Annotated in this window: 21 protein-coding genes; 8 read left to right on the top strand and 13 right to left on the bottom strand. The window is 48.3% G+C overall.

What is annotated here, in order from left to right:
- The first annotated feature begins 266 nt into the window (after nt 1-266).
- From ASG16_RS02960 to ASG16_RS02945, 4 genes are all read left to right on the top strand, one after another.
- Complete coding sequence (locus tag ASG16_RS02960) at nt 267-941, top strand: response regulator transcription factor (RefSeq protein ID WP_056488541.1); 675 nt, start codon at nt 267-269, stop codon at nt 939-941.
- Nucleotides 938-2,233 carry a sensor histidine kinase gene (locus ASG16_RS02955; RefSeq protein WP_056488544.1) on the top strand — a complete coding sequence of 432 codons (1,296 nt, stop codon included), beginning with the start codon at nt 938-940 and terminating at the stop codon, nt 2,231-2,233. Before ASG16_RS02960 ends, ASG16_RS02955 begins: the two co-directional genes overlap by 4 nt.
- Nucleotides 2,234-2,372: 139 nt before the next feature.
- Nucleotides 2,373-2,660, top strand: coding sequence for a HesB/YadR/YfhF family protein (locus ASG16_RS02950; protein WP_056488547.1), 288 nt, complete (start codon nt 2,373-2,375; stop codon nt 2,658-2,660).
- Nucleotides 2,661-2,780: 120 nt separating this feature from the next.
- A complete protein-coding gene (locus ASG16_RS02945; RefSeq protein WP_056488549.1) occupies nt 2,781-3,689 on the top strand; it encodes a hypothetical protein in 909 nt (302 codons plus the stop codon).
- A gap of 75 nt (nt 3,690-3,764) precedes the next feature.
- On the opposite strand, the gene ASG16_RS02940 is transcribed toward ASG16_RS02945, so the two are convergent.
- The 5 genes from ASG16_RS02940 to ASG16_RS02920 all read right to left on the bottom strand — a co-directional run bounded on the left by ASG16_RS02940 (nt 3,765) and on the right by ASG16_RS02920 (nt 10,173).
- Entirely contained in the window at nt 3,765-4,040 is a 276-nt protein-coding gene (locus ASG16_RS02940) for a hypothetical protein (protein ID WP_370444392.1), read from the bottom strand.
- A gap of 115 nt (nt 4,041-4,155) precedes the next feature.
- Nucleotides 4,156-5,304 (bottom strand): o-succinylbenzoate synthase, encoded by a 1,149-nt coding sequence (menC, locus tag ASG16_RS02935; protein WP_111914360.1) that lies wholly within the window; start codon nt 5,302-5,304, stop codon nt 4,156-4,158.
- A 20-nt stretch (nt 5,305-5,324) separates the two neighbouring features.
- Nucleotides 5,325-6,464 (bottom strand): M20 peptidase aminoacylase family protein, encoded by a 1,140-nt coding sequence (locus ASG16_RS02930; RefSeq protein WP_056488553.1) that lies wholly within the window; start codon nt 6,462-6,464, stop codon nt 5,325-5,327.
- 95 nt (nt 6,465-6,559) lie between these two features.
- On the bottom strand, nt 6,560-7,969 hold the full coding sequence (locus tag ASG16_RS02925; protein WP_056488556.1) for a YfcC family protein: 1,410 nt from the start codon (nt 7,967-7,969) through the stop codon (nt 6,560-6,562).
- A 179-nt stretch (nt 7,970-8,148) separates the two neighbouring features.
- On the bottom strand, nt 8,149-10,173 hold the full coding sequence (locus ASG16_RS02920) for a sigma-54 interaction domain-containing protein (protein ID WP_056488559.1): 2,025 nt from the start codon (nt 10,171-10,173) through the stop codon (nt 8,149-8,151).
- A 188-nt stretch (nt 10,174-10,361) separates the two neighbouring features.
- Here ASG16_RS02920 and ASG16_RS02915 point away from each other — a divergent pair, with 188 nt between their 5' ends.
- Together ASG16_RS02915 and scpC are read left to right on the top strand one after the other, a co-directional pair.
- Entirely contained in the window at nt 10,362-11,033 is a 672-nt protein-coding gene (locus ASG16_RS02915; RefSeq protein ID WP_056488563.1) for a LytTR family DNA-binding domain-containing protein, read from the top strand.
- Nucleotides 11,034-11,174: 141 nt separating this feature from the next.
- Nucleotides 11,175-12,686: a succinyl-CoA:acetate CoA-transferase ScpC gene (gene scpC / locus ASG16_RS02910; protein ID WP_056488566.1), complete on the top strand. Its 1,512-nt coding sequence runs from the start codon at nt 11,175-11,177 to the stop codon at nt 12,684-12,686.
- Nucleotides 12,687-12,744: 58 nt separating this feature from the next.
- Here scpC and ASG16_RS02905 read toward each other — a convergent pair whose 3' ends face one another.
- The 8 genes from ASG16_RS02905 to ASG16_RS02870 all read right to left on the bottom strand — a co-directional run bounded on the left by ASG16_RS02905 (nt 12,745) and on the right by ASG16_RS02870 (nt 19,285).
- Nucleotides 12,745-13,776, bottom strand: a complete 1,032-nt coding sequence (locus tag ASG16_RS02905; protein ID WP_056488570.1) for a cytochrome d ubiquinol oxidase subunit II — start codon at nt 13,774-13,776, stop codon at nt 12,745-12,747.
- A complete protein-coding gene (locus ASG16_RS02900; RefSeq protein ID WP_056488808.1) occupies nt 13,773-15,107 on the bottom strand; it encodes a cytochrome ubiquinol oxidase subunit I in 1,335 nt (444 codons plus the stop codon). Before ASG16_RS02900 ends, ASG16_RS02905 begins: the two co-directional genes overlap by 4 nt.
- A gap of 156 nt (nt 15,108-15,263) precedes the next feature.
- Nucleotides 15,264-15,890, bottom strand: coding sequence for an FMN-dependent NADH-azoreductase (locus ASG16_RS02895; protein ID WP_056488573.1), 627 nt, complete (start codon nt 15,888-15,890; stop codon nt 15,264-15,266).
- Between the two features lie 58 nt (nt 15,891-15,948).
- Entirely contained in the window at nt 15,949-16,575 is a 627-nt protein-coding gene (locus ASG16_RS02890; protein WP_056488577.1) for an FMN-dependent NADH-azoreductase, read from the bottom strand.
- A gap of 211 nt (nt 16,576-16,786) precedes the next feature.
- A complete protein-coding gene (locus tag ASG16_RS02885; RefSeq protein WP_056488579.1) occupies nt 16,787-17,560 on the bottom strand; it encodes a pirin family protein in 774 nt (257 codons plus the stop codon).
- A 54-nt stretch (nt 17,561-17,614) separates the two neighbouring features.
- A complete protein-coding gene (locus tag ASG16_RS02880; RefSeq protein WP_056488582.1) occupies nt 17,615-18,001 on the bottom strand; it encodes a DoxX family protein in 387 nt (128 codons plus the stop codon).
- Nucleotides 18,002-18,076: 75 nt separating this feature from the next.
- Nucleotides 18,077-18,703: an FMN-dependent NADH-azoreductase gene (locus ASG16_RS02875; RefSeq protein ID WP_056488585.1), complete on the bottom strand. Its 627-nt coding sequence runs from the start codon at nt 18,701-18,703 to the stop codon at nt 18,077-18,079.
- Nucleotides 18,704-18,838: 135 nt separating this feature from the next.
- On the bottom strand, nt 18,839-19,285 hold the full coding sequence (locus tag ASG16_RS02870; protein ID WP_017247165.1) for a MarR family winged helix-turn-helix transcriptional regulator: 447 nt from the start codon (nt 19,283-19,285) through the stop codon (nt 18,839-18,841).
- Between the two features lie 188 nt (nt 19,286-19,473).
- Here ASG16_RS02870 and ASG16_RS02865 point away from each other — a divergent pair, with 188 nt between their 5' ends.
- Entirely contained in the window at nt 19,474-20,574 is a 1,101-nt protein-coding gene (locus ASG16_RS02865; RefSeq protein ID WP_056488588.1) for a carbohydrate kinase, read from the top strand.
- 3 nt (nt 20,575-20,577) lie between these two features.
- A complete protein-coding gene (locus ASG16_RS02860; protein ID WP_007728920.1) occupies nt 20,578-21,504 on the top strand; it encodes a pseudouridine-5'-phosphate glycosidase in 927 nt (308 codons plus the stop codon).
- Nucleotides 21,505-22,174: the final 670 nt, after the last annotated feature.

Genomic DNA, 22,174 nt, shown 5'->3' with positions numbered 1-22,174 from the left:
TCCACAAATTCTTAGCAATCATGCGTATTCAGTTTTGAAGGAATGAGACGAAAAGCTGTATTCCCGATTACTTGTAAAAAGTAATGGAGAATGCAGCTTTTTTTGTATTTACGCCAGCACCTACAAATCTGATTCAAAAAAATACATGCTCTAATAAAAGGAGCGTGTGCACAGCCGAGATCGGCGAGCGTGGTCATTATTGTGATTCCAGTCGATTATGCTATGCTGAATGACATACAGCTTTTTCAAATGAAAGAGGGATCAATATGCTTATTCTTGCAGTGGAGGATGAAAAAGCGCTGCTTCAGACAATTGCAGGAGTCCTGACAGATGAAGGATATCAGGTGGATAAGGCAGAGCGCGGAGATGACGGCTTGTTGTTGGCGGAACGCGGCATCTACGATTTGTTGGTCCTAGACATTATGATGCCAGGAATGGATGGTCTTTCACTGGTGAGAACGTTGCGTGCAAAAGGTATAATGACGCCGGTATTATTTTTAACGGCAAAAGATAGCGTAGAGTCGAGAGTCGAGGGATTGGATGCCGGAGCAGATGATTATTTGGTCAAGCCTTTTGCGGCCGAAGAATTGACGGCGAGAGTGAGAGCCCTTCTGCGCCGACAAGGGAAACAGAACGTAGAAGGCGAGTTGGCATACGGTCCTCTATCGCTGAAGATAAATGAATATGACGGGTTTGTTGATGATGAGCCGATGAAGTTAACCACGAAGGAGTACGAGCTACTCAAGTACTTCCTGCAAAATCGGGAGCAAATATTGACGCGCCAGCAAATTTTTGACCGCGTATGGGGAATTGATTCAGAAGCGAATTACGGAGTGGTCGATTTGTATGTCCACTACCTGCGCAAGAAGCTGGGTGCTTACGAAGGCTTCATCCGAACAATCCGCAATGTGGGCTACATTTTGAAAAAGGAAGACAAATGATGTTTCGAAAAACGAGGATTCGGCTCGTAACCTTGAACGTAGTAGTGGTGCTTCTCTTGTTAAACGGGCTGGGGAGTGCAGTCTACTACACGATGAAGTACCGTCTCTATTCGCAGGTGGACCGAGAAATGACCAAAGTCAGTCAGAGGCTGGCAGTTGATTCATTGCCTCGTCTCCATCGAATTGAAGACGACCCTTTTCCATACAACCGTCAGGAGAGGAAAAAATTTAACGATCTGGATCGCCGATATGTTTTACTCGTCTGGGATAACTTTGGGCGTGTCATCGGGACTGCTTTTGGTGACCGGCTGGAGCCGGAGGAGTATGCAGAATTCCAGCATAACGGAAAAGCAGACGGAATCGAAACGAAAACTGTGAATGGACAAGTCTATCGCGTGCAGACAGTTACCGTTCCGAAAAAGGTCGTTGTAGGTAATCGGATACAGACCGCGTACCAGTTTCAACTAATTTACAATCTGGCACCTGAGCAAAACATGCTGGACAGCTTGCTGTACGTTGTCATGATCGGCGACATTATCAGTATTGTCATTGCGATCGTGGCTGGGTGGTTTTTGGCGAGAAGGGCACTCATCCCGATCCAAGTCTCGTGGGAAAAACAACAGCAGTTTATTGCCGATGCTTCTCATGAGCTGAGGACGCCCCTCACGGCCATCATGGTCAATCTGGAGAGGCTTTTCAGACACCCGGATCATACGATTGAACAGGAAAGCGAAAAAATCATGATTGGGATGCAGGAGGCCAAGCGTTTGAGCAAGCTCGTCTCTGATTTGCTCACACTGGCTCGCAGTGATTCTAACGAGTTGCAGATTATGAATCAAACGCTGCGCTTAGACGAAGTCGCGAATAAATGCACCCAGGTGTTTGCACAACTTGCCATTGCACGGGAAATTCGTCTCGAAACAGACATCCAGCAACCCATTGAGATGGTGGGAGACCAAGAACGTCTGCATCAGCTCATGGTCATCTTGCTGGACAATGCCTTGAAGTACACGAACGAAGACGGCCGGATTTATGTCTCTTGCAAAAAGGAAGGCGGCCGCGTTTCGATTCTCGTAAAAGACAGTGGAATCGGGATTTCCAAAGAGGATATTCCGTATTTGTTTGATCGCTTCTTTCGGGTGGATAAAATGCGCTCTCGAGCGACAGAAGGAACAGGCTTGGGGCTTTCCATTGCCAAATGGATCGTGGATGCGCACCACGGAAAGATTCAGGTTAGCAGTGAGGTAGGTATCGGAACGAGTTTTTTGGTTACACTTCCAATAAAGCCTTAATCAGATGGAAAGAACCGTTTTCCCAGAGTAGGGAATCGGTTCTTTTTTCAAATAGTAGAGCAATTCCATTTAATATACTTTTATGTTTCAAATATCTCTAAATTGAGGTAAACTATTAGCAGAGAGGAGTGGCGTACTAATGAACATGACGATCACTAAAGCAGCGGTAGCATGGTTTCGGGAAGAATGGGGATGCAAAGAAGGAGACAGCATTCGTTTTTTTGTCCGGTATGGAGGCGTTAGTACGGTTCAGGATTCATTCTCGATGGGGATTGCCAAAGAGTTGCCGAATGAAATCGGCATTTCTACAGTAGAGGATGGCATCACATTTTATATGGAAAAAGATGAGTTGTGGTATATGAATGGAAGAGGGTTGATTGTCGATTATCAGCCAGAGACAGACGAAGTAGAATTTAAACTGGATTAAATGAAGGGCTCCGGATATACGGGGCCTTTTTTATATGAGCGAAAAACCAAAATACAATACTTTACAAACAAAAATGTATAATATATGATGAGTACATAAATGGAAAAAGGAGGAAGTTACATGCGTTTACTTGATTCTTACTTGGAGCTTGGCATTACGGGAATGGCACGTGCAGCTCGAGCAGGATGGTTCGACGGTCATTATGGGGCAGCTTTATTGGCAGGGTACTTCATGGATCGTGAGCACGATCTCCCTGAACATGTAAAAGAGGGCATTGAGCGGACATGCGAGTCCTTCCGCAAGCAAAAACCTGAATGGTTTGTTCCACTAGATCAAGACGAACAAGCTGATCCCTCCTTGTTACAGCACGTCATCGATGGCCTCCAGCAAAATGTGAAGCAACTGCGGACCTCAGGTCATGGACTAGCACTAGGTGTGTTGGCATTAAAAGCACTGCGCGAACGCCCTGATATGATCACTCCGACTGTGGTGAACGGACTGGTCAAGATTCTCCAAGCGACGACAGAAGACAGGTTAGACCGTTATTGGGGCATCGAGAATTACCATGGCATGACGATTGATGATGTCAAAGACGAAGTTGCGCCTTACCATACAACTGCAGAAATGGCAGAGCGGGCGTTTGACGAGCTACATTTGGTTATACCACCGCGTGATATTAACGGGGTACGCTATCATTTGGCGAGCGAGGTCGTCCATAACATCACACATGCTCATGCGTTAACAGATCTGGAACGATTCGGTTATGAGGATATTGTGAAGCCTGGAATCGTAAACCATCGTCTTCAAATCTATTTGAATCGCCATGTTCCTCCGTTTACTTTGGAGGATGAGGTGAAGGAGCCAGCGTTTGATGAAATTTTTTCACCGCTATACTGGGAAAGGCTATACAGCGATCCTCATGCATTGAAGCTTCCGTATGCTGCGTTGGATCTGCTAAAGCGGTTTCCGCCAGAGAAGAGAGCTCATGCCGAGCGAAATTTGTGCAAGCTTTTGACGATTACGGATTAATACAATCACCTAAATAAAAAGAACAGGGAGGCCAATAGGCTCTCTCTGTTCTTTTTCACTTCGATTGAGTGTCGTCTACCATGTTGGAATGACAGTGGTAGTAGACTCTTGATTTGCATAGTAGCTTTTATGCTCGATCAGGGCATTGCGAATGGCAGATTCATTGATGTCGAAACCGATTCCTGGAGTTGTCGGTACAGCCAGCATACCAGGTGCTGCAAAATCGATGACAGGTGTCACGATATCTTCCGCAAAGTAGCGATGGGAAGGGGATGTGTCGCCGGCAATCGTGAAGTTGCTAAGCGAAGCCATCGCGATGTTGTGCGCACGTCCAATCCCTGCCTCCAGCATTCCTCCGCACTTGTGCAAGCTTTTGACGATTACGGATTAATACAATCACCTAAATAAAAAGAACAGGGAGGCCAATAGGCACTCTCTGTTCTTTTTCACTTCGATTGAGTGTCGTCTACCAGGTTGGAATGACAGTGGTAGTAGACTCTTGATTTGCATAGTAGCTTTTATGCTCGATCAGGGCATTGCGAATAGCAGATTCATTGATGTCGAAACCGATTCCTGGAGTTGTCGGTACAGCCAGCATACCAGGTGCTGCAAAATCGATGACAGGTGTCACGATATCTTCCGCAAAGTAGCGATGGGAAGGGGATGTGTCGCCGGCAATCGTGAAGTTGCTAAGCGAAGCCATCGCGATGTTGTGCGCACGTCCAATCCCTGCCTCCAGCATTCCTCCGCACCATACTGGTACGCCGCGTGTCGCACACAGATCATGAATCTTCTTGGCGTCGGTGAGTCCGCCTACGCGACCGATTTTGATGTTGATAATCCGGCAACTGCCGAGCTCAAGTGCTTTGCGGGCATCTTCCACCGTATGGATACTTTCGTCGAGGCAGATTGGCGTTTTCAGCTCTCTTTGTAAGGTCGCATGGTCAATGATATCGTCATGAGCCAATGGCTGTTCAATCATGATCAAACCGAAGCCATCCAAAGCCTTCAGCATCTCCATGTCAGCCAGCGTATACGCAGAGTTTGCGTCAGCCATCAGAGGAACGTCTGGTCCAAATGTGTTGCGGATCGCACGCATTGGCTCGACATCAAAGCCCGGTTTGATTTTCACCTTGATCTTTTTGTAGCCGTCACGAATGAAGCCTTCTACGCGTTGCAGCAGCTTTTCGATGGTCGGCTCGATTCCGATACTCACACCGACGTCAATCGTCGTACGAGTTCCGCCCAATGCTTGGGAGAGGGAGAGGCCGTTCATTTTGGCGTACAAATCCCAGACGGCACCTTCCAAAGCGGCCTTGGCCATGTGGTTGCGGCGCATCCAGGAGAAGAGGCGGGATACGTCATCAGGATGCTCGATCTCCCGTGAAAATAGCTGCGGGATCAAATACTTTTCGAGCATGTACCAAACCGTATCGACATCTTCCTCATTGTAAACAGGGACGTCCATCGCGACGCTTTCGCCGAACCCGACATAGGCACCGCTGTATGCACGCACCAGAATGCATTCCTTGTGGGTTTCGACTCCCATGCTCGTCTCAAAAGGGGAATTCAACGGAATTTTGATTCGTTGCAGGTCCACGCGTTCGATTTTCATGTTCATCTCTCCTCAACCGTTCATATGGATTGTCGCTCAAACGTTTTCAGTACCGTTCTTGCCAAAATCTCGATGCCGTCAAGCAGTGCTTCTTTTTCAAAAGTCATTTGCGGATGATGAAGTCCTGGTGTCAGGCCACAGCCTAAACCAAGCATGGTCGCGCGAAGCTGTGGACGTTCCTTAGTGTAGTAGTGGAAGTCTTCCGCGCCCGGTGTTTGAATCGGTGGTTCGAGCTTCTCTGCCCCCAAGGTTTGGGTAATGGCATCCGCCATGATCAGTCTCGCTTCTTCGTTCACTTCCGCCGCATAGACGCGTTCGGTGATCTCGTAAGACAGATCAACTTCATAGAGACGGGAAACGTGCTGCAAAATATGCTCGACACGGGCAAATAGGGCGTGAATGACTTCATTCGTCTGTGCCCGCAGGTCCAAGTGGAACTGCGCCGAGCCCGGAATGATATTGCTGCTTTTGCTGCCGGCGGAAAGCTGCGTCATTTTGACGGAATAAGGGACGAGCGGATCGAGATGAATGCCTTTTAACTGCTCGACAATTGCAGTGGCTACCTCGATAGCGTTGACTCCGAGATGAGGCCGTGCACCGTGAGCATCGGCACCTTTAATTTGCCCGGATATCGTTCCAGCCGCCCCGTGCAAAATGGCAGAAGCAGCAGTGCCGCGCGGGATTTCCTGTATGGGACGAAGATGGACACCGTATAGAAAATCAATATCGTCCACTACGTGCTTGTTCACCATCGCAAGTGCGCCATTTCCGCTTTCTTCTGCTGGTTGGAAAATGAGCTTCAGGCGCCCAGGGAGCTGGACGTCCATTGCTTGCAATACCATCAGGACGCCTAATGCCATGGTCATATGCGCATCGTGTCCGCAGGAATGGTTCGCCGTAAAGACGCCGTTCACTTCTTGCCAGAGTGCGTCCATGTCTGCTCGTACGCCTACAGTGAATTTTCCTGGCGTCAGATCGCCCCATTCGCCGACAACTCCCGTCACGTCGTCAAAGGTAGTGACACGGCAATTGTGTTTTTTCAAAAAGTCAGCAATGAATGAGGTGGTTTGGATTTCCTCCCAGCTTATCTCCGGATGCTGGTGTAAATGCTCGTATAGAGAAAAAATGGCGGGCTGCAATTGTTTGATCGTTGTGCGCATGGTTCCTCCATCGGTTTGTTCGTGAGTAGTCGGTAAGTGAAGCGAAGGCTACGCCAATCCACTTGACGCAGCCATTTTTGTGAAAAGCTTATTTGTTACGAAACGCCGATTGTCACTGCTACAATGAGCGCGATTGAAGCGATAATGGCCCAACCAGCTAGCAGTTTCCAAATGAATTTGACCCATTTCTCATACGGAATGCCTGCAACAGCCAGATAACCCATCAACGCAGAAGAAGTCGGGATAATGGAGTTGGTGACCGCATCACCGTATTGGAAGGCAAGAACCGCTACCTGACGCTGGATGCCAAGCAAGTCAGCAATCGGCACCATAATTGGCATCGTTGTCGCTGCCTGTCCACTACCGGAAGAGATAAAGAGATTGAGAAAGGCTTGAATCACAAACATGGCGATGACGGTTACGGCATCTGGCAAATGACTAATCGCCGAAGTAAGACTGTTAATCATCGTATCGATAATTTTACCGTCTTCCAAGACGACCGTGATCGCACGGGCAAAACCGACGATCAGTGCGCCAAACGTAACGGCTCTCGCACCAGCGACGAAGGAATCAAACAGCGTGTTAACCGACAAACCTCCGACGAGACCAGCAACCAGGCCCATGATCAGGAAGGAAGCGGTAAGCTCTGTCAGGAACCATTCGTACTTGAATACACCGTATACGTTGAAGGCGAGACCACAGACCATTACCAGGAACACGAGCTTGTGGCGTGCATTCAGATCTGGGATGTCTACTGTTTCCTGTTCTTGACTTTCGTGATTCTCTACGCCATAAAGCACACTCTTGGTCGGGTCTGCTTTCACACGATACGCATAGCGCATGACGTACCAGATGGCAAAACCGAGTACGAAGACATACACAACAGCACGGAAGGTAAGACCTGAGAAGAGCGGCAATTGCGCGAGCGACTGCGCCACCCCAACCGTAAATGGATTGATCATTCCGCCCATGAAGCCGGCTGCCGCCCCCATGGTGATCATGGCCGTACCTGTTACGGCATCAAAGCCCATTGCACGAGCGAGCGCGATACCGATCGGAACGAAGATGATGCTTTCTTCTGCCATTCCCATCGTGAAGCCACCGATGGAGAAGAGGAACATGGAAGCAGGAATGAGCAGCTTTTCCCGCCCTTCCAAGTATCGGACACCTTTATTGATCCCGGCTTCAATCGCTCCAGTCTGGCGGATGATTCCGAATACACCGCTTACAATAAAGATGTAGAAAATGATTTGTGCTCCTTTTTGCATCCCTTCTGGAATCGCTTTGAACATGTCAAAGAACGAGACCGGATTACTTTCTACAGGATGGTAGCTGCCGTTGACGACGACGGTCTTGCCTGAGGCAACGTCCTTGACGCGTTCGAACTCACCAGCCGGGAGCACATAGGAAGCTAGGGCTGCCAAAATGATGATGATAAAGAGGATGGCATAGGTATGCGGCACAGAAAAACGTTTCTTTGCAGGTTTCAATGGATGTGTAGACATGAGGTCACCTCGCTTTTTTTTGCTTATGACTAGCAAGGGTCGTGCCAAGTGTCGAAATTTCCCGAATATAAGCGTTTTCAGTGGATTTTCTAAGGCAAGGCAAGGGAAGAAAACGAGTTTTAGGAATGTTTATTAGGTTTTATGCAGCCTAATACATCCTATTATTCATTGGGCGGAAGCTAAATCCGCCCGTTTTTTCGCAACAATTCAATACCCGTGGGGGTGATGGAGGTTCCTTGTCGGGTTGTTCCTGAACGCACTAAACCTTGCTGCTCTAGCAGTTTTAGCTTGTGTCGCAGTGCACTCTCCGTCCAGCCTACGGCTTGTAGTTCAGGGGAGTGCGCCAATTGATAACGCCCGACTGGTTTGTTGGATACGTAATAATGATGCAAGCAATACAAAATATCCAGGTCGCGGTTGTCGTCCAACTTGGGGATAGAAGCCGTCTGCTGCTTTTGAAACAGGCTATCTGTCAATCGTTTGGGGAGATCCTGAATACCGATGACAGGATGCTCGCTTACCGTAATGGCATAGTCGACGACATTTTTCAGTTCCCGAATGTTCCCCCGCCAGTCATGGCGATAGAATAGCTCCATCACTTCTGGCGACCATGATTTGCGAATGCCTTGCTGCTCCAGATGCTCGTCGATAAGAAGGGGAATATCACTGGTTCGCTCACGCAAAGCGGGAATCTGGATTGGCAGGACAGCCAAACGATAGAACAGGTCCTCGCGAAAGCCTCCTTGGGTAACAGCGTCTTCCAAATCACGATTGGTAGCAGCGATGATGCGGCAATCCACAGAGAGAATGCCTGTACCGCCTACGCGGATGACCTGCTTTTCTTGCAGGACGCGAAGCAGCTTGACCTGAATGGCCCCAGAGATGTCCCCCACCTCATCGAGAAAAATCGTCCCACCGTCCGCTTGCTCAAACAGTCCGGGCTTTCCGCCTTTTCGTGCTCCTGTAAAGGCACCGTCTTCGTAGCCAAACAGCTCGCTCTCCAGCAGGTTTTCCGGCAAGGAGGCACAGTTGATTGCGACAAAGGGGCCGTTTTTGCGTAGCGAGTGCTGATGAATGGCATGAGCGAACAACTCTTTACCCGTTCCGTTTTCGCCTGTCAGTAGAATCGTTTGATTGTTTTTTGCCATCTTTTTGCCGAGTTCGATGACTTGGAGTAGAGGTTGACTTTGTCCTTTGATATCGGAAAAGGAGTAGGTCGCTGTATGACCGCGCAAAGTAAGCGTGGTTCGCAAGCGTTGGATTTCGGTCACGTCTTTTAGCGTACAAACGAAGCCTAAATGCTCATGCCTGCGGCGGATGCTTTGACTGCTGACGATAAATTGTTTGTGATCAATGGTTACGAGGGCGTCCTCCTGATCTTCCAGCTCAAAAAAGGGCTGCAGCAAGCTGTGGTCTTTTAACACCGTGTACGGTTGTCCAACAATAGAGGATGCCTGTGGACAAAACAGCTCAACGGCGACCTCGTTTATAAACGTGATCAGACCTTGTTCGTTGCAAGCGATCACGGGGTCTTTGACTGCCTGAAAAGTAGATTGTAGCTGGCTATTGAGCTTCTGTACTTCTGCGTAGGAGGTGCCGAGCATTTTCGCGAGCTCAGACATTTCTAAGATGAAGGAAGACAAGTACTCGCGCTCCCATTCACTGGGCACGCCTACCTTTCGACCGATATCAATCAAGTCATGAATGTTGATTTTGCGAAATCCGAGATCGATAACCTCCACGTGAGGAGGCAGCGGTACATCAGCGATGCTCATAATGATCGCGTACTGAAATTCGAGTTCATCAAATGTACAGCCAGGGTGAAAAGGAACGTAATTGATATGATCGACGTTCGCTTCTATTAAATTTTGGATGACCTCTTGTGCCGTCACTGGCGAATTGTTCATGACAGGGACGGTCGTCCCCGGAGGGATCTGCATCAGCGCTTTCATTTTGCGCAATTCGAAAAAACGGTTTAAAACCGTGATGGGTACGGAGTCAGCGACAGCTTGACGGGCAACTGTGTACAGCTCCGGGGATTTGGTCGTGATAAAGACATGATCGACTCCGCTCAAATCGGGAATGTGCTCATGGCTGGCGTAACCGACGACTTTGCAATACGGCTCGAAATAAGCCCGCAGTTCTTTTAACAAAAATTCGAGAGTGTCCGTTCCTTTTGCAATCAAGACAATGGTGTGGTCCATGCTGCACCGCCTTTGCTCAAACAATCGTGAATGTTTTGTAATCTCATGATAGCACAATGCTTGACTGTAATCGGATGGATTCGCTTGTATAGAGAGGAAAGAGAAGGATTGATTTGGGGGCAGGGAAATGTGATTTAATAGAAGGTAGAGAACATCAAAAAGCAATAACAGGAGCAGGAGGAATCAGCATGGGGGACAGATTGGTTCCAGAGGTGCTGCAAATGATTGGGGAAGTCGTGCCAGACGGGGTATCGATTGCGATCTCGGATGGCTCACAATACTTGTACTATCAACCGAGTTCCAACATTGATTTGAAAATTACGCCAGGGGATCTCGTTCCCATAGGCTCGGCTACACATCAAGCACTCATGGAAATGGGAAAAGTGGGGCATCAGGTGGAGAGTCGTATTTTTGGTGTGCCGTACTACGGACTCTCGCTTCCATTAGTGCGAAATGGTCAGGTCATGGGCTGTATTACCGCCATCTATCCACCTGAAAACGTTCCGCTCACAAATCCGGAGCCGCGTCTATCGTTTTTGGTCGGAAAAGGGGAGGACGGCTGGCTGCCCATTCCGTTAACGGAGATCGTCTTTATCAGCTCTCATGAAGGAAAAACGCTTCTGCATACGGCTAGTGGATCATATGCGAACAAATACAACATGGCTGAACTCGAGTACATGCTCCCGCAAGAGCGATTTGTGCGCTGTCATCGGTCGTATTTCGTCAATATGGAATCGATCGGCTTTATTCACCCGCATTTTCATTCGACGTTTTTATTGGAGATGAAGGACAAGCAAAAGACGAGAGTTCCTGTGAGTCAGTCGTATGCCAGCTCGTTTCGGCAATTGCTCGGCTTCTGAAATATCTGACAAATGAGAATGGTTCGCTGTCGTTTTTGCTTGATCGCCGCTTAAATATTCTGTTTTGTTGAAAATCGAGTGCCCGCTCAGAATCCATGTGCTAGTGTAAAGGCAATAAAGATGGCATGGGAGGTCACAATGATGTGGGAGCGCTTACGCGATAAAAGACTGGCAGATAAAATCGTGACGGCTGAGGTAGCAGCAGGATGGATTGAGGATGGCATGACAATCGGGTTAAGTGGTTTCACACGTGCTGGTGATGCCAAGGTGGTGCCGCTCGCATTGGCTGAGCTGGCGAAAAAAGAGAACAAGCCTTTTGGCGTAAACGTATATACAGGAGCTTCACTCGGCTCCGATGTGGATGCCGTGATGGCAGAAGCGGGGATCATCAACAAGCGACTGCCTTTTCAAGCAGATCCGGTCATGCGCAAAAAAATCAACGATGGCAGCATGATGTTCGTTGATCAGCATCTGTCGCATACAGCGGAAGCAATTCGTCAGGGAGCGATAGACGCGATCGATTACGCCATTGTGGAAGCGGTTGCAATTACAGAAGAGGGCATGATTATTCCGGCTACGTCCGTGGGGAACTCCAATATTTTCGTGGAAAATGCCAAGCATGTCATCATTGAGTTGAATATGGCTCAATCGGTGGAGTTGGAAGGCATCCATGATATTTATACTCCAGCGAAACAGGGAGAGCGTGAACCGATTCCGCTCACGTCCGTGGATCAACGAATAGGCACAGCGGGGATTCCCGTCGATCCTGATAAAGTAAAAGGAATTGTCCTGACGAATCAGTTGGATTCTCCCTCGACAATTGTGGAGCCGGACGAAGAAACGGCGCAGATTGCGGCACATCTGATCGAGTTTTTGCGTCAGGAGGTAAAAGAGGGGCGCTTGCCGAACAACCTCGCGCCATTGCAATCGGGAATCGGATCGGTAGCAAATGCGGTTTTCAACGGTTTTTTGGATTCGGAATTCACAGATCTGACTGTCTTCTCGGAAGTGTTGCAGGATGCCGTGTTTGATTTGCTTGATGCAGGTAAAATTTCGTTTGCCTCAGGTTGTTCGATTACATTAACGGCTGACAAGATGAAGCATGTCACAGAAAATTTCGCCCAATACCGTGACAAGCTGCTGTTGCGTCCGCAAGAAATCACGAACCATCCGGAGTTGATTCGCCGTCTCGGTCTGATTGCGATCAATACCGCGATTGAAGCGGACATCTACGGCAACGTCAACTCAACCAATGTATCAGGTACGAGAATGATGAACGGCATCGGCGGCTCTGGTGATTTTGCTCGCAACGCACGTCTGGGCATCTTCGTAACCAAGTCGATTGCCAAAGGTGGAAATATTTCGAGCATCGTTCCGTTTGCTTCTCATGTGGATCATACTGAGCACGATGTAGATATTATCGTGACCGAGCAAGGCTTGGCTGACCTGAGAGGCTTGGCTCCGCGTCAAAGAGCCATCAAAATTATCGAGAACTGTGCGCATCCGATGTACCGCGATCAATTGATGGCGTACTACGAGGAAGCACTCACACGCGGCGGGCACACTCCGCATGTACTGGAAAAGGCATTCTCCTGGCATGTGCGTTACGCGCAGGAAGGGACGATGCTGGAGAAAAAGCCAGCGCTGGTCTAGTCGATTGAATGATGAAAAAACAAACCCGCTCGGGCATGGAAGCCTTGGCGGGTTTTTCTCATTTTTGCCGTACATACTGCTCGTCCCTCATGAACAGACGCCAGAAATAAATAAAACCGGGTACGAGAATCGCAAAACCGACCAAATAACAAATGAACAAAGCGTGGAACGTATCCGGATGTGTAAAGCTGGACTCAATCGTCACATGGGGATAGACGATGTAGGGGAGGCGCGCTGCACCGTACGCATAGCTGGCGAGCAGGTATTGCGTCGTGGCGACGATGACCGCAATCCGCGGAAGATGGATGCCGAAGTATCGACGGTCTTGGGGCAGCAAGAGAGCGATATAACTAATGAAAAAACAGACCGCCGATGCAATCAGCCACGGCAAATAGTCGAGCATGCGGTCATATAGCCATTTTGCCTCCAGTTGCATTGTGAGCACGGTAACCAATGCCGCAAGCAACGTAATTGGCCCCAGAAGCACCGCATCCCGGCGGTAGACGGAGAAGGCTTTCTTTTCACCTGCGACGAAGGAGTAGTCCGTGAGAAGCAGCGACGAGAGGTAGAGTGTGCTGCTGACGGCAAGACCAATAAAGGAATAGACGTGCGGGCTGGTCAAAAACAGTCCCCAATCGAGGTACTCCACACCATTGATCGTTCGAGACAACCCGCCCTGAGTCACAGGAAGCACGCTGATTAACAGAGCTGGCACCAATATCCCGGTAACGCCGGAGACGATGCTGAGCATCTTGTCATACTTGTAAATCAGATGAGAAAACACCATGAACGTACTGCGAATCAGCATCAATAACACCACGAGACACCCGGGAACCAGCAGCAGGCTCCCTAATGTGTAGGTCGCGCCAGGGAAAAAGGTTACGAGCGCGACAACAATTAACACGATAAAGACATTCACGACCTCCCAGGAGGGCGAGAGATAGCGATTGGCGATTTGAGTGGCTTTGGTTTTTTCTCGATTCAAATAGATCATCGACCAAAAACCTGCACCGAAGTCGAAGGAGGCCGCGACGGAATAGATGACGACGAAAATCCAGAGCAGCGTAATGGCAATAATCGTGTCGGTCATGCCGTTCCTCCGTCCACTTTCGGCTGTTCTGGCGGATCGAGCTCCAAGGGATGGCGGCCAAAATAGCTACGGAATACGAGCAGGGTGACGATCGCGAAAAATATGTACACCGAGAGGAAAATCCAGAATAGGGTGGAGATGCCTGCTGCTTTTGTAGCGGCATCTACTGTTTTCATCACACGATAGACTACCCATGGCTGGCGTCCTGTGCAGGCAAAAATCCAGCCAAATTCGATGCCTAACAAGGCGAGCGGTCCACTCGCGACAAATACCCAGAGAACCCAACGAGGAAACTGAGAGCGCTTTAGGAGCTTCTTCCAAGCGAAGCCGATGAAACCAACGAAGATTAACAAGCTGCCGATGATGACCATCCCGTTAAACAGCGTATGGACGTAGAGTGGAGGCCACAGCTCCTGTGGAAAGTCATCCAGACCGACCACGACCTCGTCAAAGCGATTGGCTGCAAGGAAGCTGAGCGCCCATGGAATCTCGATGGCGTATTTGACTTCTTTCGTCTCGGGATCGGTAAAGCCGCCAATCGCGAGTGGGGCGTATGCTTGTGTTTCAAACAGTCCTTCCGCAGCGGCCAGCTTTTCCGGCTGGTATTTATGCAAAAGCTGGGCGGATTCATGACCGTTCAAGGCGGTTAGAAGGGAAAAGGTGCCACCCACGATTAAACCGGCCAAAAGAGCTTTCTGATGATACAAATAAACCCGACTGCCTTTTGCAGCGCGCAGCATTTTCCACGCTGCCACTCCAGCGACGATGAATGCCCCCGTCATATAAGCAGAAACAGTTACATGACCTGCCGTCACGATAAAGCTGGGATTGAAAAAAGCTTTCCACGGGTCCACGTCGACGATCTGCCCATCGACCATCCGGAACCCAGTTGGCGTGCCTTCGAAGGCGTGGACATTCGTAATCAGAATCGCGGAGGCCGTCGCACCAAGCAAAACCATGAACAAACTCAACAAACGCATGTTGCGGGATAGGCGGTGAGCCGCGTAGACGTAGATGGACATAAATAAAGCTTCCACGAAGAAAGCGAATATTTCGATCTGAAAAGGCAGCGAGATCACCCTGCCGACAATCTCCATGAACCCAGGCCATAACAGGGAGAGCTGGACTCCAGCAATCGTTCCTGACGGGATCGCGACACCTAGCAGGATCGCCTGGGCTTTTGTCCAGCGTTTGGCCATAATCTCGTAGTCGCGGTCACGCGTCCGCCAAAAGAGGAGCTCCACCAGCAAGATCATGAGCGGGAGACCAACGCCCAAGGTCGCAAAAATAATGTGAAAGGCCATAGTCGTCCCGAATATGGCTCTGGTCATCACGATATCTTCCACGTTCAACTTCCTTTCTGATCGGCACCAAAAATTGTTAACGATTTCCTCGTTAATGTCCCATGAGGAGGCGGAGTTTATACGAAAAAGACCGTCACAAAAATGTGACGGTCGAGGTTTACCAGTAGCCAAGGCTGGCGGTCCTTAGAAGGATTCCGCCAGTTTCGCTGCTTTTTCTACACCTGCTGCAGCGAGCTCGGCTGCTTTGTCCGGGAATTGGTGGTGGCCTTCTACGATTACTTCCGTTATATTGCTGATACCCCACATGCCTAACATGGCGCGAACGTATTTGTTTGCCATTTCCATGTCAGCCAAAGGCCCTTCGGAATAAACGCCACCGCGTGCGCTCAAGAGAGCCACTTTTTTGTCACCCATTAGACCAACTGATCCTTCTGGCGTGTACTTGAACATTTTACCTGGTTGGGAAAGGTAAGCAATGTAAGTTTGCAGAACAGCAGGAATTGTGAGGTTCCACAATGGGAAGGCTATCACAATTTTGTCTGCCTCTATAAATTGGTTCAAGTATTTACTTACGAAGTCGACATCTTTTTGCTCTTCAGCAGTCATTTCGATACCTTTGCCTGCATTCAACATAACAGTGATCAGGTTATTGCCATAGTATGGGAGGTTTTCCGCGAACAGATCCAATTCAGTAATTGTGTCATTTGGATGGGTTTGTCTGTAGGTTTTCATAAAAGCTTCGTAAAGCTGAACACTTATAGCGTGCTCAACAGGACGATCATTTGCTTTGATAAAAAGTACGTTACTCATGAAAATTTCATCCTCTCTATTTTTGTCTGTCAGCTTTGCATCAATGACGCGACGGTCCTTAGAAGGATTCCGCCAGTTTTGCTGCTTTTTCTACTCCAGCTGCAACAAGCTCAGTTGCTTTGTCTGAGAATTGGTGATGGCCTTCTACGATTACTTCCGTTATATCGCTGATACCCCAGTAGTTTAAAAGGGTGCGAACATATTTGTTTGCCATTTCCATGTCAGCCAAAGGGCCTTCGGAATAAACGCCACCGCGTGCGCTCAGCAGAGCCACTTTTTTGTCACCCATCAGACCGACTGAGCCTTCCGATGTGTATTTGAACGCTCTGCCTGCTTGCGTGAGGTAAGCAAAGTAAGTTTGCAGAACAGCAGGAATTGTGAGGTTCCACAACGGAAATGCCATAACCACTTTGTCTGCTTTTTCAAACTGCTTCAAGTATTTGTTCACGAAGTCAGCATCTTTTTGCTCTTTCGCAGTCATTTCGATACCTTTACCTGCTTTTCCCATAGCTGTGATCAATTCATTTTCATAGTATGGAAGGTTTTCAGCAAACAGATCCAACTCAGTGATTTCGTCATTCGGATGAGTTTCTCTGTACGTTTTCGTAAAAGCTTCGTAAAGCTGCAAACTGATAGCTTGCTCAACCGGGCGATTATTCGCCTTGATAAAAAGGACGTTACTCATAAAAATACCCATCTCCTATATATTTTTGTTAGTTACTAATATTTATTAAGTAAATATTTGTTCTTAAGGTTATTACGTGTCAGATCATTTGTCAACATTTTTTAACTAGCCGTAGCAGTTCGTACCACTTTTTATACGAAAACGAAAAAGACCGTCACAAAAATGTGACGGTCGGGTTTGATGATAGGATAAGGGCGTTTGGAAGAGTAGATTATTTACGATAAAGTGGATAATCAACTTCAGTGGGTACTTGAATCAACACCAGGCGGAGCGGGGCATCCGTTGATGCTTGGTAGATGGCTGTGTTGCTTTCCTCGGAGGAGAGAACAACAAAGTCACCTTTGGTTGCCGGGGTGTGGTTCTCGCTGACAATTGCTTTCTCTGCAACGCTTCCGTTCCCTTCCACTATGACGACTGCGTGAGCATAACCAGCCGGGAGTTCTTTTGCATACGATTTTCCAGCGGGAATCGTAATGTCGAGCATCAAGGAATCGGTGACCAACTGAATGGGAGCAGACGATCCGATGATGTGTTTTACTTGCACACCATCTGCATCCTCAGACGGAAACTCCTCATGATCATATTGATGGTAAGTCGGAGGTTGCTTCGTCGTTTGTGCGAGATGCGGTTCAAACCAGATTTGAAACATTTCCGTATCCTTGCCAAGCTCTTCTGCATGGTACGCGCCTGAACCGGTTTGCATGATCTGCGCGCCGCCTGTCGACACCTCTTGAAGATTTCCGAGCGTGTCCCGATGTCCGACTGTCCCTGTAAGGACGTACGACAAAATTTCGAAGCCGGAGTGAGGGTGCAGCGGAATTTCAAATGTCTTCAGTGATTTTGCCCATGCCCAGTAAAATAGTGGTCCTACCCGTTTGACAACGGAGCCTTCATGAGGGAAGCCAATTGGTTTGTTCTCTACGATTTCACCGTCGCCAAAATGTCCTTTTGCTTGCTGGTTCTGTGTATAGACGCGGATTTCCATCTGATGTTCCTCCCTTAGTACGATTGCTAACTTACGGGTGGTGAGGAGTCACCATTAAAACAAAACGTATGCGCCTGGACCGATCAACGCTACACCAATAACAACGGCGATTAACGTGAGGTTGTATTCGAATCCGTTTTGTGTGACCCAATATCCATTTTGACCGTGTACTTTCAGAATGGCAACCAGCATTGTGAAAGCAAGCAAAATAGAACTTGCCCAGATACCTACGCCTGCCGCAAACATCAGACCGCCAACGAGTTCAGCGAATCCAGCGACAAAGGCCATAGCTACGCCAGGTTTTACTCCGATGGAATCCAGCCAGCCGCCTGTTCCTTTCAAACCATAACCGCCAAACCAGCCAAACAGCTTCTGCGCACCATGACCTGCAAACGTCAAACCAATGACTAAACGAATCAATAACAATCCAGTATCCAACACTTTTCATCTCTCCTTAATTGTTTTTAATTAGTATATCTTTATTTTGAGATATTTGTCCAAAAAGGCTGGCGGGCCTTAGAAGGATTCCGCCAGTTTTGCTGCTTTTTCTACACCAGCTGCAACGAGCTCAGCTGCTTTGTCTTGGAATTGGTTGTGACCTTCTACGATCACTTCAGTTACATTGCTGATGCCCCAGAAGCCGAGGATCGTGCGAACGTATTTGTTTGCCATTTCAATCTCAGCCATAGGCCCTTCGGAATAAACGCCACCGCGTGCGCTCAACAGAGCTACTTTTTTGTCGCCCATCAGACCAACTGGACCTTCAGCAGTGTACTTGAATGTTTTGCCTGCTTGGGAGAGGTAATCCATATAGGAGTGCAGAACTGCAGGAACAGTGAAGTTCCACATTGGGAAAGCAAATACGATTTTGTCTGCTTCTGTAAACTGGTTCAGGTATTTGTTAACCAAGTCAGCACGTTTTTGCTCATCAGCAGACAGCTCAATGCCGTTGCCTGCTTTCCACATAGCAGTCAGCATATCGTTGCCGTAATAAGGGAGGTTTTCAGCAAACAGATCCAACTCAACGATTTCATCGTTTGGATGTGTCTCTCTGTATGTTTTGGTGAAAGCTTCGTACAGCTTTACACTTGTTGCCTGCTCAACTGGGCGATCGTTTGCTTTAATAAAAAGTACTTTACTCATGAAAAATTTATTCCCCTTCCATTTAGTAAGTCGCTAACTTTTAATGCATAAATCTTGATTTTAAGATTATTACGTATCAGATCGTTTGTCAACACTTTTTTGAAACGATTGTAGTGGTAGGAGGGGACTGCTCATCTAATAAGTAGCCTGAGCAGTGCGTCCCAACTTTTTTAGCAGTTCGATGGCTTGACGCTGTTCTTCTGGTGTGAGACCTTCCATCGCTTTCTCAATGGCGAGTTGATGAGGAGGGAAGATTTCGGACAAAAATTGATGCCCTTTTTCTGTGAGTTCCGCATAAATGACGCGGCGGTCTGCCGAACAGGGCTTGCGAATGAGCAGTTGCTTCTTTTCGAGTTTGTCCACAACGTATGTGATGTTTCCGCTGGAGATCAAGATTTTTTCGCCAATTTGCTGCAATGGTTGAGGACCTTTATGAAATAATACCTCTAGTACCCCGAATTCAGTCGGATTAAGTCCATGCTCGCGAATGTGACGATTGGAGTGAGCGGTAACCCAGTTGTATGACCTTGATAAAACTACAAAAAGATCGAGGGGATCATTTCGCAGTGGTTTGTCAGACATATGGACCCTCCTATAGATCGAAATTTCGATATCTCTAATTTAAGATAATCCTACATGATCGTATTCCTATTTGTCAAATTGGGATAAAAAATAAAATAAAAAACACGCTTGTACAAACAGTTGTCTTCATGATAAACTTTTGTTTGTAAACGAGCTGTGAAAGCGAAACAGAAGAAAGGAGGATGACCGTGGAAAAAGACATGCAGATCCTTCATCATATCCGGCAAAATCCTTTTATCACGCAACAGGAGCTGGCTGATCTGATTGGCATCTCACGTTCAGCGGTAGCTGGCTACATCGCACAGTTGACCAAACGCGGGGAAATCAAGGGACGGGCTTATGTACTTCGTGATGAAGGAATGATTGCTTGTATCGGTGGGGCCAACCTGGACCGCAAAGCACGCGGCAAGCAACAGGTGCGTCTACAATCATCCAATCCCGTAACGATTATGGAATCGTGTGGAGGGGTGGCACGGAATATCGCGGAGAACCTCGGTCGTCTTGGCTGCAATACGTCCCTCATCACCAGCATTGGTGAGGACAAAGAAGGCGAATGGCTCTTGCAGGAGACGAAAAAGCACGGGGTGCACATCAGCCAAGTGTGGCGACTGCCTACACAGCGTACGGGAACGTATACGGCGCTTCTCGATATTGATGGAGAGATGGTTGTTTCCTTGGCGAACATGGATATTTACGATGCTCTCACACCGGAGATGTTCGCGGAGAAATGGTCGCACATTGCAGCAGCCCATGTAGTTTTCATCGATACAAACATTCCGGCGGACTGCTTGGCCTACATCATCGAACGTTGCCGGGAGGAAAACATCCTGCTTTTCGTTGACCCGGTCTCTTCAATAAAAGCTAAGAAGCTCCCACAGCAATTGGACGGAGTAGAAGCGATTTTGCCGAATCGCGAAGAAGCCGAGCTGATGGCTGGCATGAAGATCACGACGATCGAAGAATGCGCCGAGGCTTGCCGCAAGATCAGGGAACGAGGCGTCAAGCACGTCATCGTGACCTTGGGCGAAGAAGGAATTTATTATCAATCCGAGGACGTTGAGGAGCATATGTCTCCATACCCAACGGAAGTGGTAGATGTAACAGGGGCGGGAGATGCGTTCGCGTCGGGACTCTTGTATGGCATTGTAAACGGAGAGTCTTTCCAGAGAGCGTGCCGCCTTGGATTGGCAGCATCCGCTCTGACATTGCAAACAGAGCAGTCCGTATCTCCTCTATTAAAAGCAGATCAATTGGAACTGGCCGTAGAACAATTCGAAAAGGAGCGATAAGAGATGAAACAATATTTGACCTTTACTGAGGAAGTACGCCACGCACTGGAGAACAACCTGCCGGTAGTTGCACTGGAGACGACGATTATTTCGCACGGTATGCCATATCCGCAAAACATTGAAATGGCAAAAGAAGTAGAGCAAATCATTCGCGACAACGGTGCCGTACCAGCTACGATCGGGATCATGGACGGCAAAATCAAAATCGGTTTGACTGACAGCGAGCTGGAAGAGTTTGCGACGAACAAAAATGTAGCAAAAGTAAGCCGTCGCGACTTCGCTTACATTTTAGCTAGTGGTAAAATCGGTGCGACTACAGTAGCCGCTACCATGATCGCAGCTGAGATGGCTGGCATCCACATGTTTGCAACTGGCGGTATCGGCGGCGTACACCGTGAAGGCGAAATCACTTGGGACGTATCTGCTGACCTGACTGAGCTGGCGCAAACAGATGTAGCTGTAGTATGCGCAGGGGCGAAATCGATCCTCGATATCGGCCGCACACTCGAATATTTGGAAACGCAAGGTGTACCAGTTGTGGGATACCGCACAGATGAATTCCCATCCTTCTTCGCTCGCGAAAGCGGATTTGGCGTAGACATGCGCATCGATACACCGGAAGAAGTCGGTAAGATGATGAACACCAAATGGGATCTGGGACTCAAAGGCGGTATGATCATCGCGAACCCAGTGCCAGAATCCGATGCACTGAATCACCAGGAAATCGAGGCAGTGATCCAAAAAGCACTCGCAGAAGCAAAAGAAAACAACATTGCAGGTAAACAGGTAACGCCATTCATGCTCGATAAAGTGAAAAAGCTGACAGAAGGCAAGAGCTTGGCAACGAACATCGCGCTGGTGAAACACAATGCTGAAGTAGCTGCGAAAATCGCGGCAGCTTATCAGAAAGAAGCGAATCAAGGTAAATAAGAGAGAGCGAAGATCGAACAATTGCCCTCGGTTAATCCGGGGGCTTTTTTTTGTTTTTTAGCGGCTGTAGTGGGGGGAAGAAGCGCATTTCCGTCTACGCTTCGGCCTACGCCCCAAAAGGGGTTAGACTGTCCGCTTCGGAATAAATGTCGGGAGCGCTTCAAAAGTAGAGTTTCGATGATGTATTCGCAGAGGTTGAAGCTGAAAATCCCCGCCATTGATTCCGAAGCTGGGTCGGGCTCCAGAGGCGCTAGGACTGGAAATGCGCTTCTTCCTGCGCAGCTCTGTGGTTAACATCTTGAAAGCTGTCTCAAGAGGGTTACTTAGAAGACTTCCTCAAATTCAAAAAATTATCTTGGTTGTAACTCCTCCGTACAAACTCACATTATGGTTTAAAAGTGCGGCCAAAATCTTCGCTGTTAAGAAGTACTGCCATATGTTTGGAAGGAGACCGCCCGAACGCAGTGAGGAAAAAGGCGACTGGAAAACATGTGGCAGGGCTTCGTCCGGCAGAATAGCTGGATGACGACTAAGCATTTTTCCTGTGTTTTCAGCACGTAAAAGCCCATTTAGAAAAAAATTGAAAAAAGCACTTGATATACCCTGTGGGGGTATTGTATAGTAAAGGTGTGATCAGGAAACAACGTAAGGGAAACGATACGAAAAAATA

The sequence above is a fragment of the Brevibacillus sp. Leaf182 genome, from assembly GCF_001423865.2.
Lineage (GTDB): Bacteria > Bacillota > Bacilli > Brevibacillales > Brevibacillaceae > Brevibacillus > Brevibacillus brevis_C.
The sequence above is the reverse complement of the archived record's forward strand: the minus strand, read 5'-3'. Positions and strand labels throughout refer to the sequence as shown.

Bases quoted from the DNA above. Each gene is read 5' to 3' on its own strand.
- ASG16_RS02930 (WP_056488553.1), bottom strand. From the start codon at position 6,464: ATGCGCACAACGATCAAACAATTGCAGCCCGCCATTTTTTCTCTATAC.
- ASG16_RS02960 (WP_056488541.1), top strand. From the start codon at position 267: ATGCTTATTCTTGCAGTGGAGGATGAAAAAGCGCTGCTTCAGACAATT.
- ASG16_RS02895 (WP_056488573.1), bottom strand. From the start codon at position 15,890: ATGAGTAACGTACTTTTTATCAAAGCAAATGATCGTCCTGTTGAGCAC.
- ASG16_RS02905 (WP_056488570.1), bottom strand. From the start codon at position 13,776: ATGACCGACACGATTATTGCCATTACGCTGCTCTGGATTTTCGTCGTC.
- ASG16_RS02860 (WP_007728920.1), top strand. From the start codon at position 20,578: ATGAAACAATATTTGACCTTTACTGAGGAAGTACGCCACGCACTGGAG.
- ASG16_RS02920 (WP_056488559.1), bottom strand. From the start codon at position 10,173: ATGGACCACACCATTGTCTTGATTGCAAAAGGAACGGACACTCTCGAA.
- ASG16_RS02915 (WP_056488563.1), top strand. From the start codon at position 10,362: ATGGGGGACAGATTGGTTCCAGAGGTGCTGCAAATGATTGGGGAAGTC.
- ASG16_RS02885 (WP_056488579.1), bottom strand. From the start codon at position 17,560: ATGGAAATCCGCGTCTATACACAGAACCAGCAAGCAAAAGGACATTTT.
- ASG16_RS02940 (WP_370444392.1), bottom strand. From the start codon at position 4,040: ATGCTGGAGGCAGGGATTGGACGTGCGCACAACATCGCGATGGCTTCG.
- ASG16_RS02870 (WP_017247165.1), bottom strand. From the start codon at position 19,285: ATGTCTGACAAACCACTGCGAAATGATCCCCTCGATCTTTTTGTAGTT.
- ASG16_RS02890 (WP_056488577.1), bottom strand. From the start codon at position 16,575: ATGAGTAACGTCCTTTTTATCAAGGCGAATAATCGCCCGGTTGAGCAA.
- ASG16_RS02875 (WP_056488585.1), bottom strand. From the start codon at position 18,703: ATGAGTAAAGTACTTTTTATTAAAGCAAACGATCGCCCAGTTGAGCAG.
- ASG16_RS02955 (WP_056488544.1), top strand. From the start codon at position 938: ATGATGTTTCGAAAAACGAGGATTCGGCTCGTAACCTTGAACGTAGTA.
- ASG16_RS02950 (WP_056488547.1), top strand. From the start codon at position 2,373: ATGAACATGACGATCACTAAAGCAGCGGTAGCATGGTTTCGGGAAGAA.
- ASG16_RS02900 (WP_056488808.1), bottom strand. From the start codon at position 15,107: ATGACCAGAGCCATATTCGGGACGACTATGGCCTTTCACATTATTTTT.
- scpC (WP_056488566.1), top strand. From the start codon at position 11,175: ATGTGGGAGCGCTTACGCGATAAAAGACTGGCAGATAAAATCGTGACG.
- ASG16_RS02925 (WP_056488556.1), bottom strand. From the start codon at position 7,969: ATGTCTACACATCCATTGAAACCTGCAAAGAAACGTTTTTCTGTGCCG.
- ASG16_RS02945 (WP_056488549.1), top strand. From the start codon at position 2,781: ATGCGTTTACTTGATTCTTACTTGGAGCTTGGCATTACGGGAATGGCA.
- menC (WP_111914360.1), bottom strand. From the start codon at position 5,304: ATGAAAATCGAACGCGTGGACCTGCAACGAATCAAAATTCCGTTGAAT.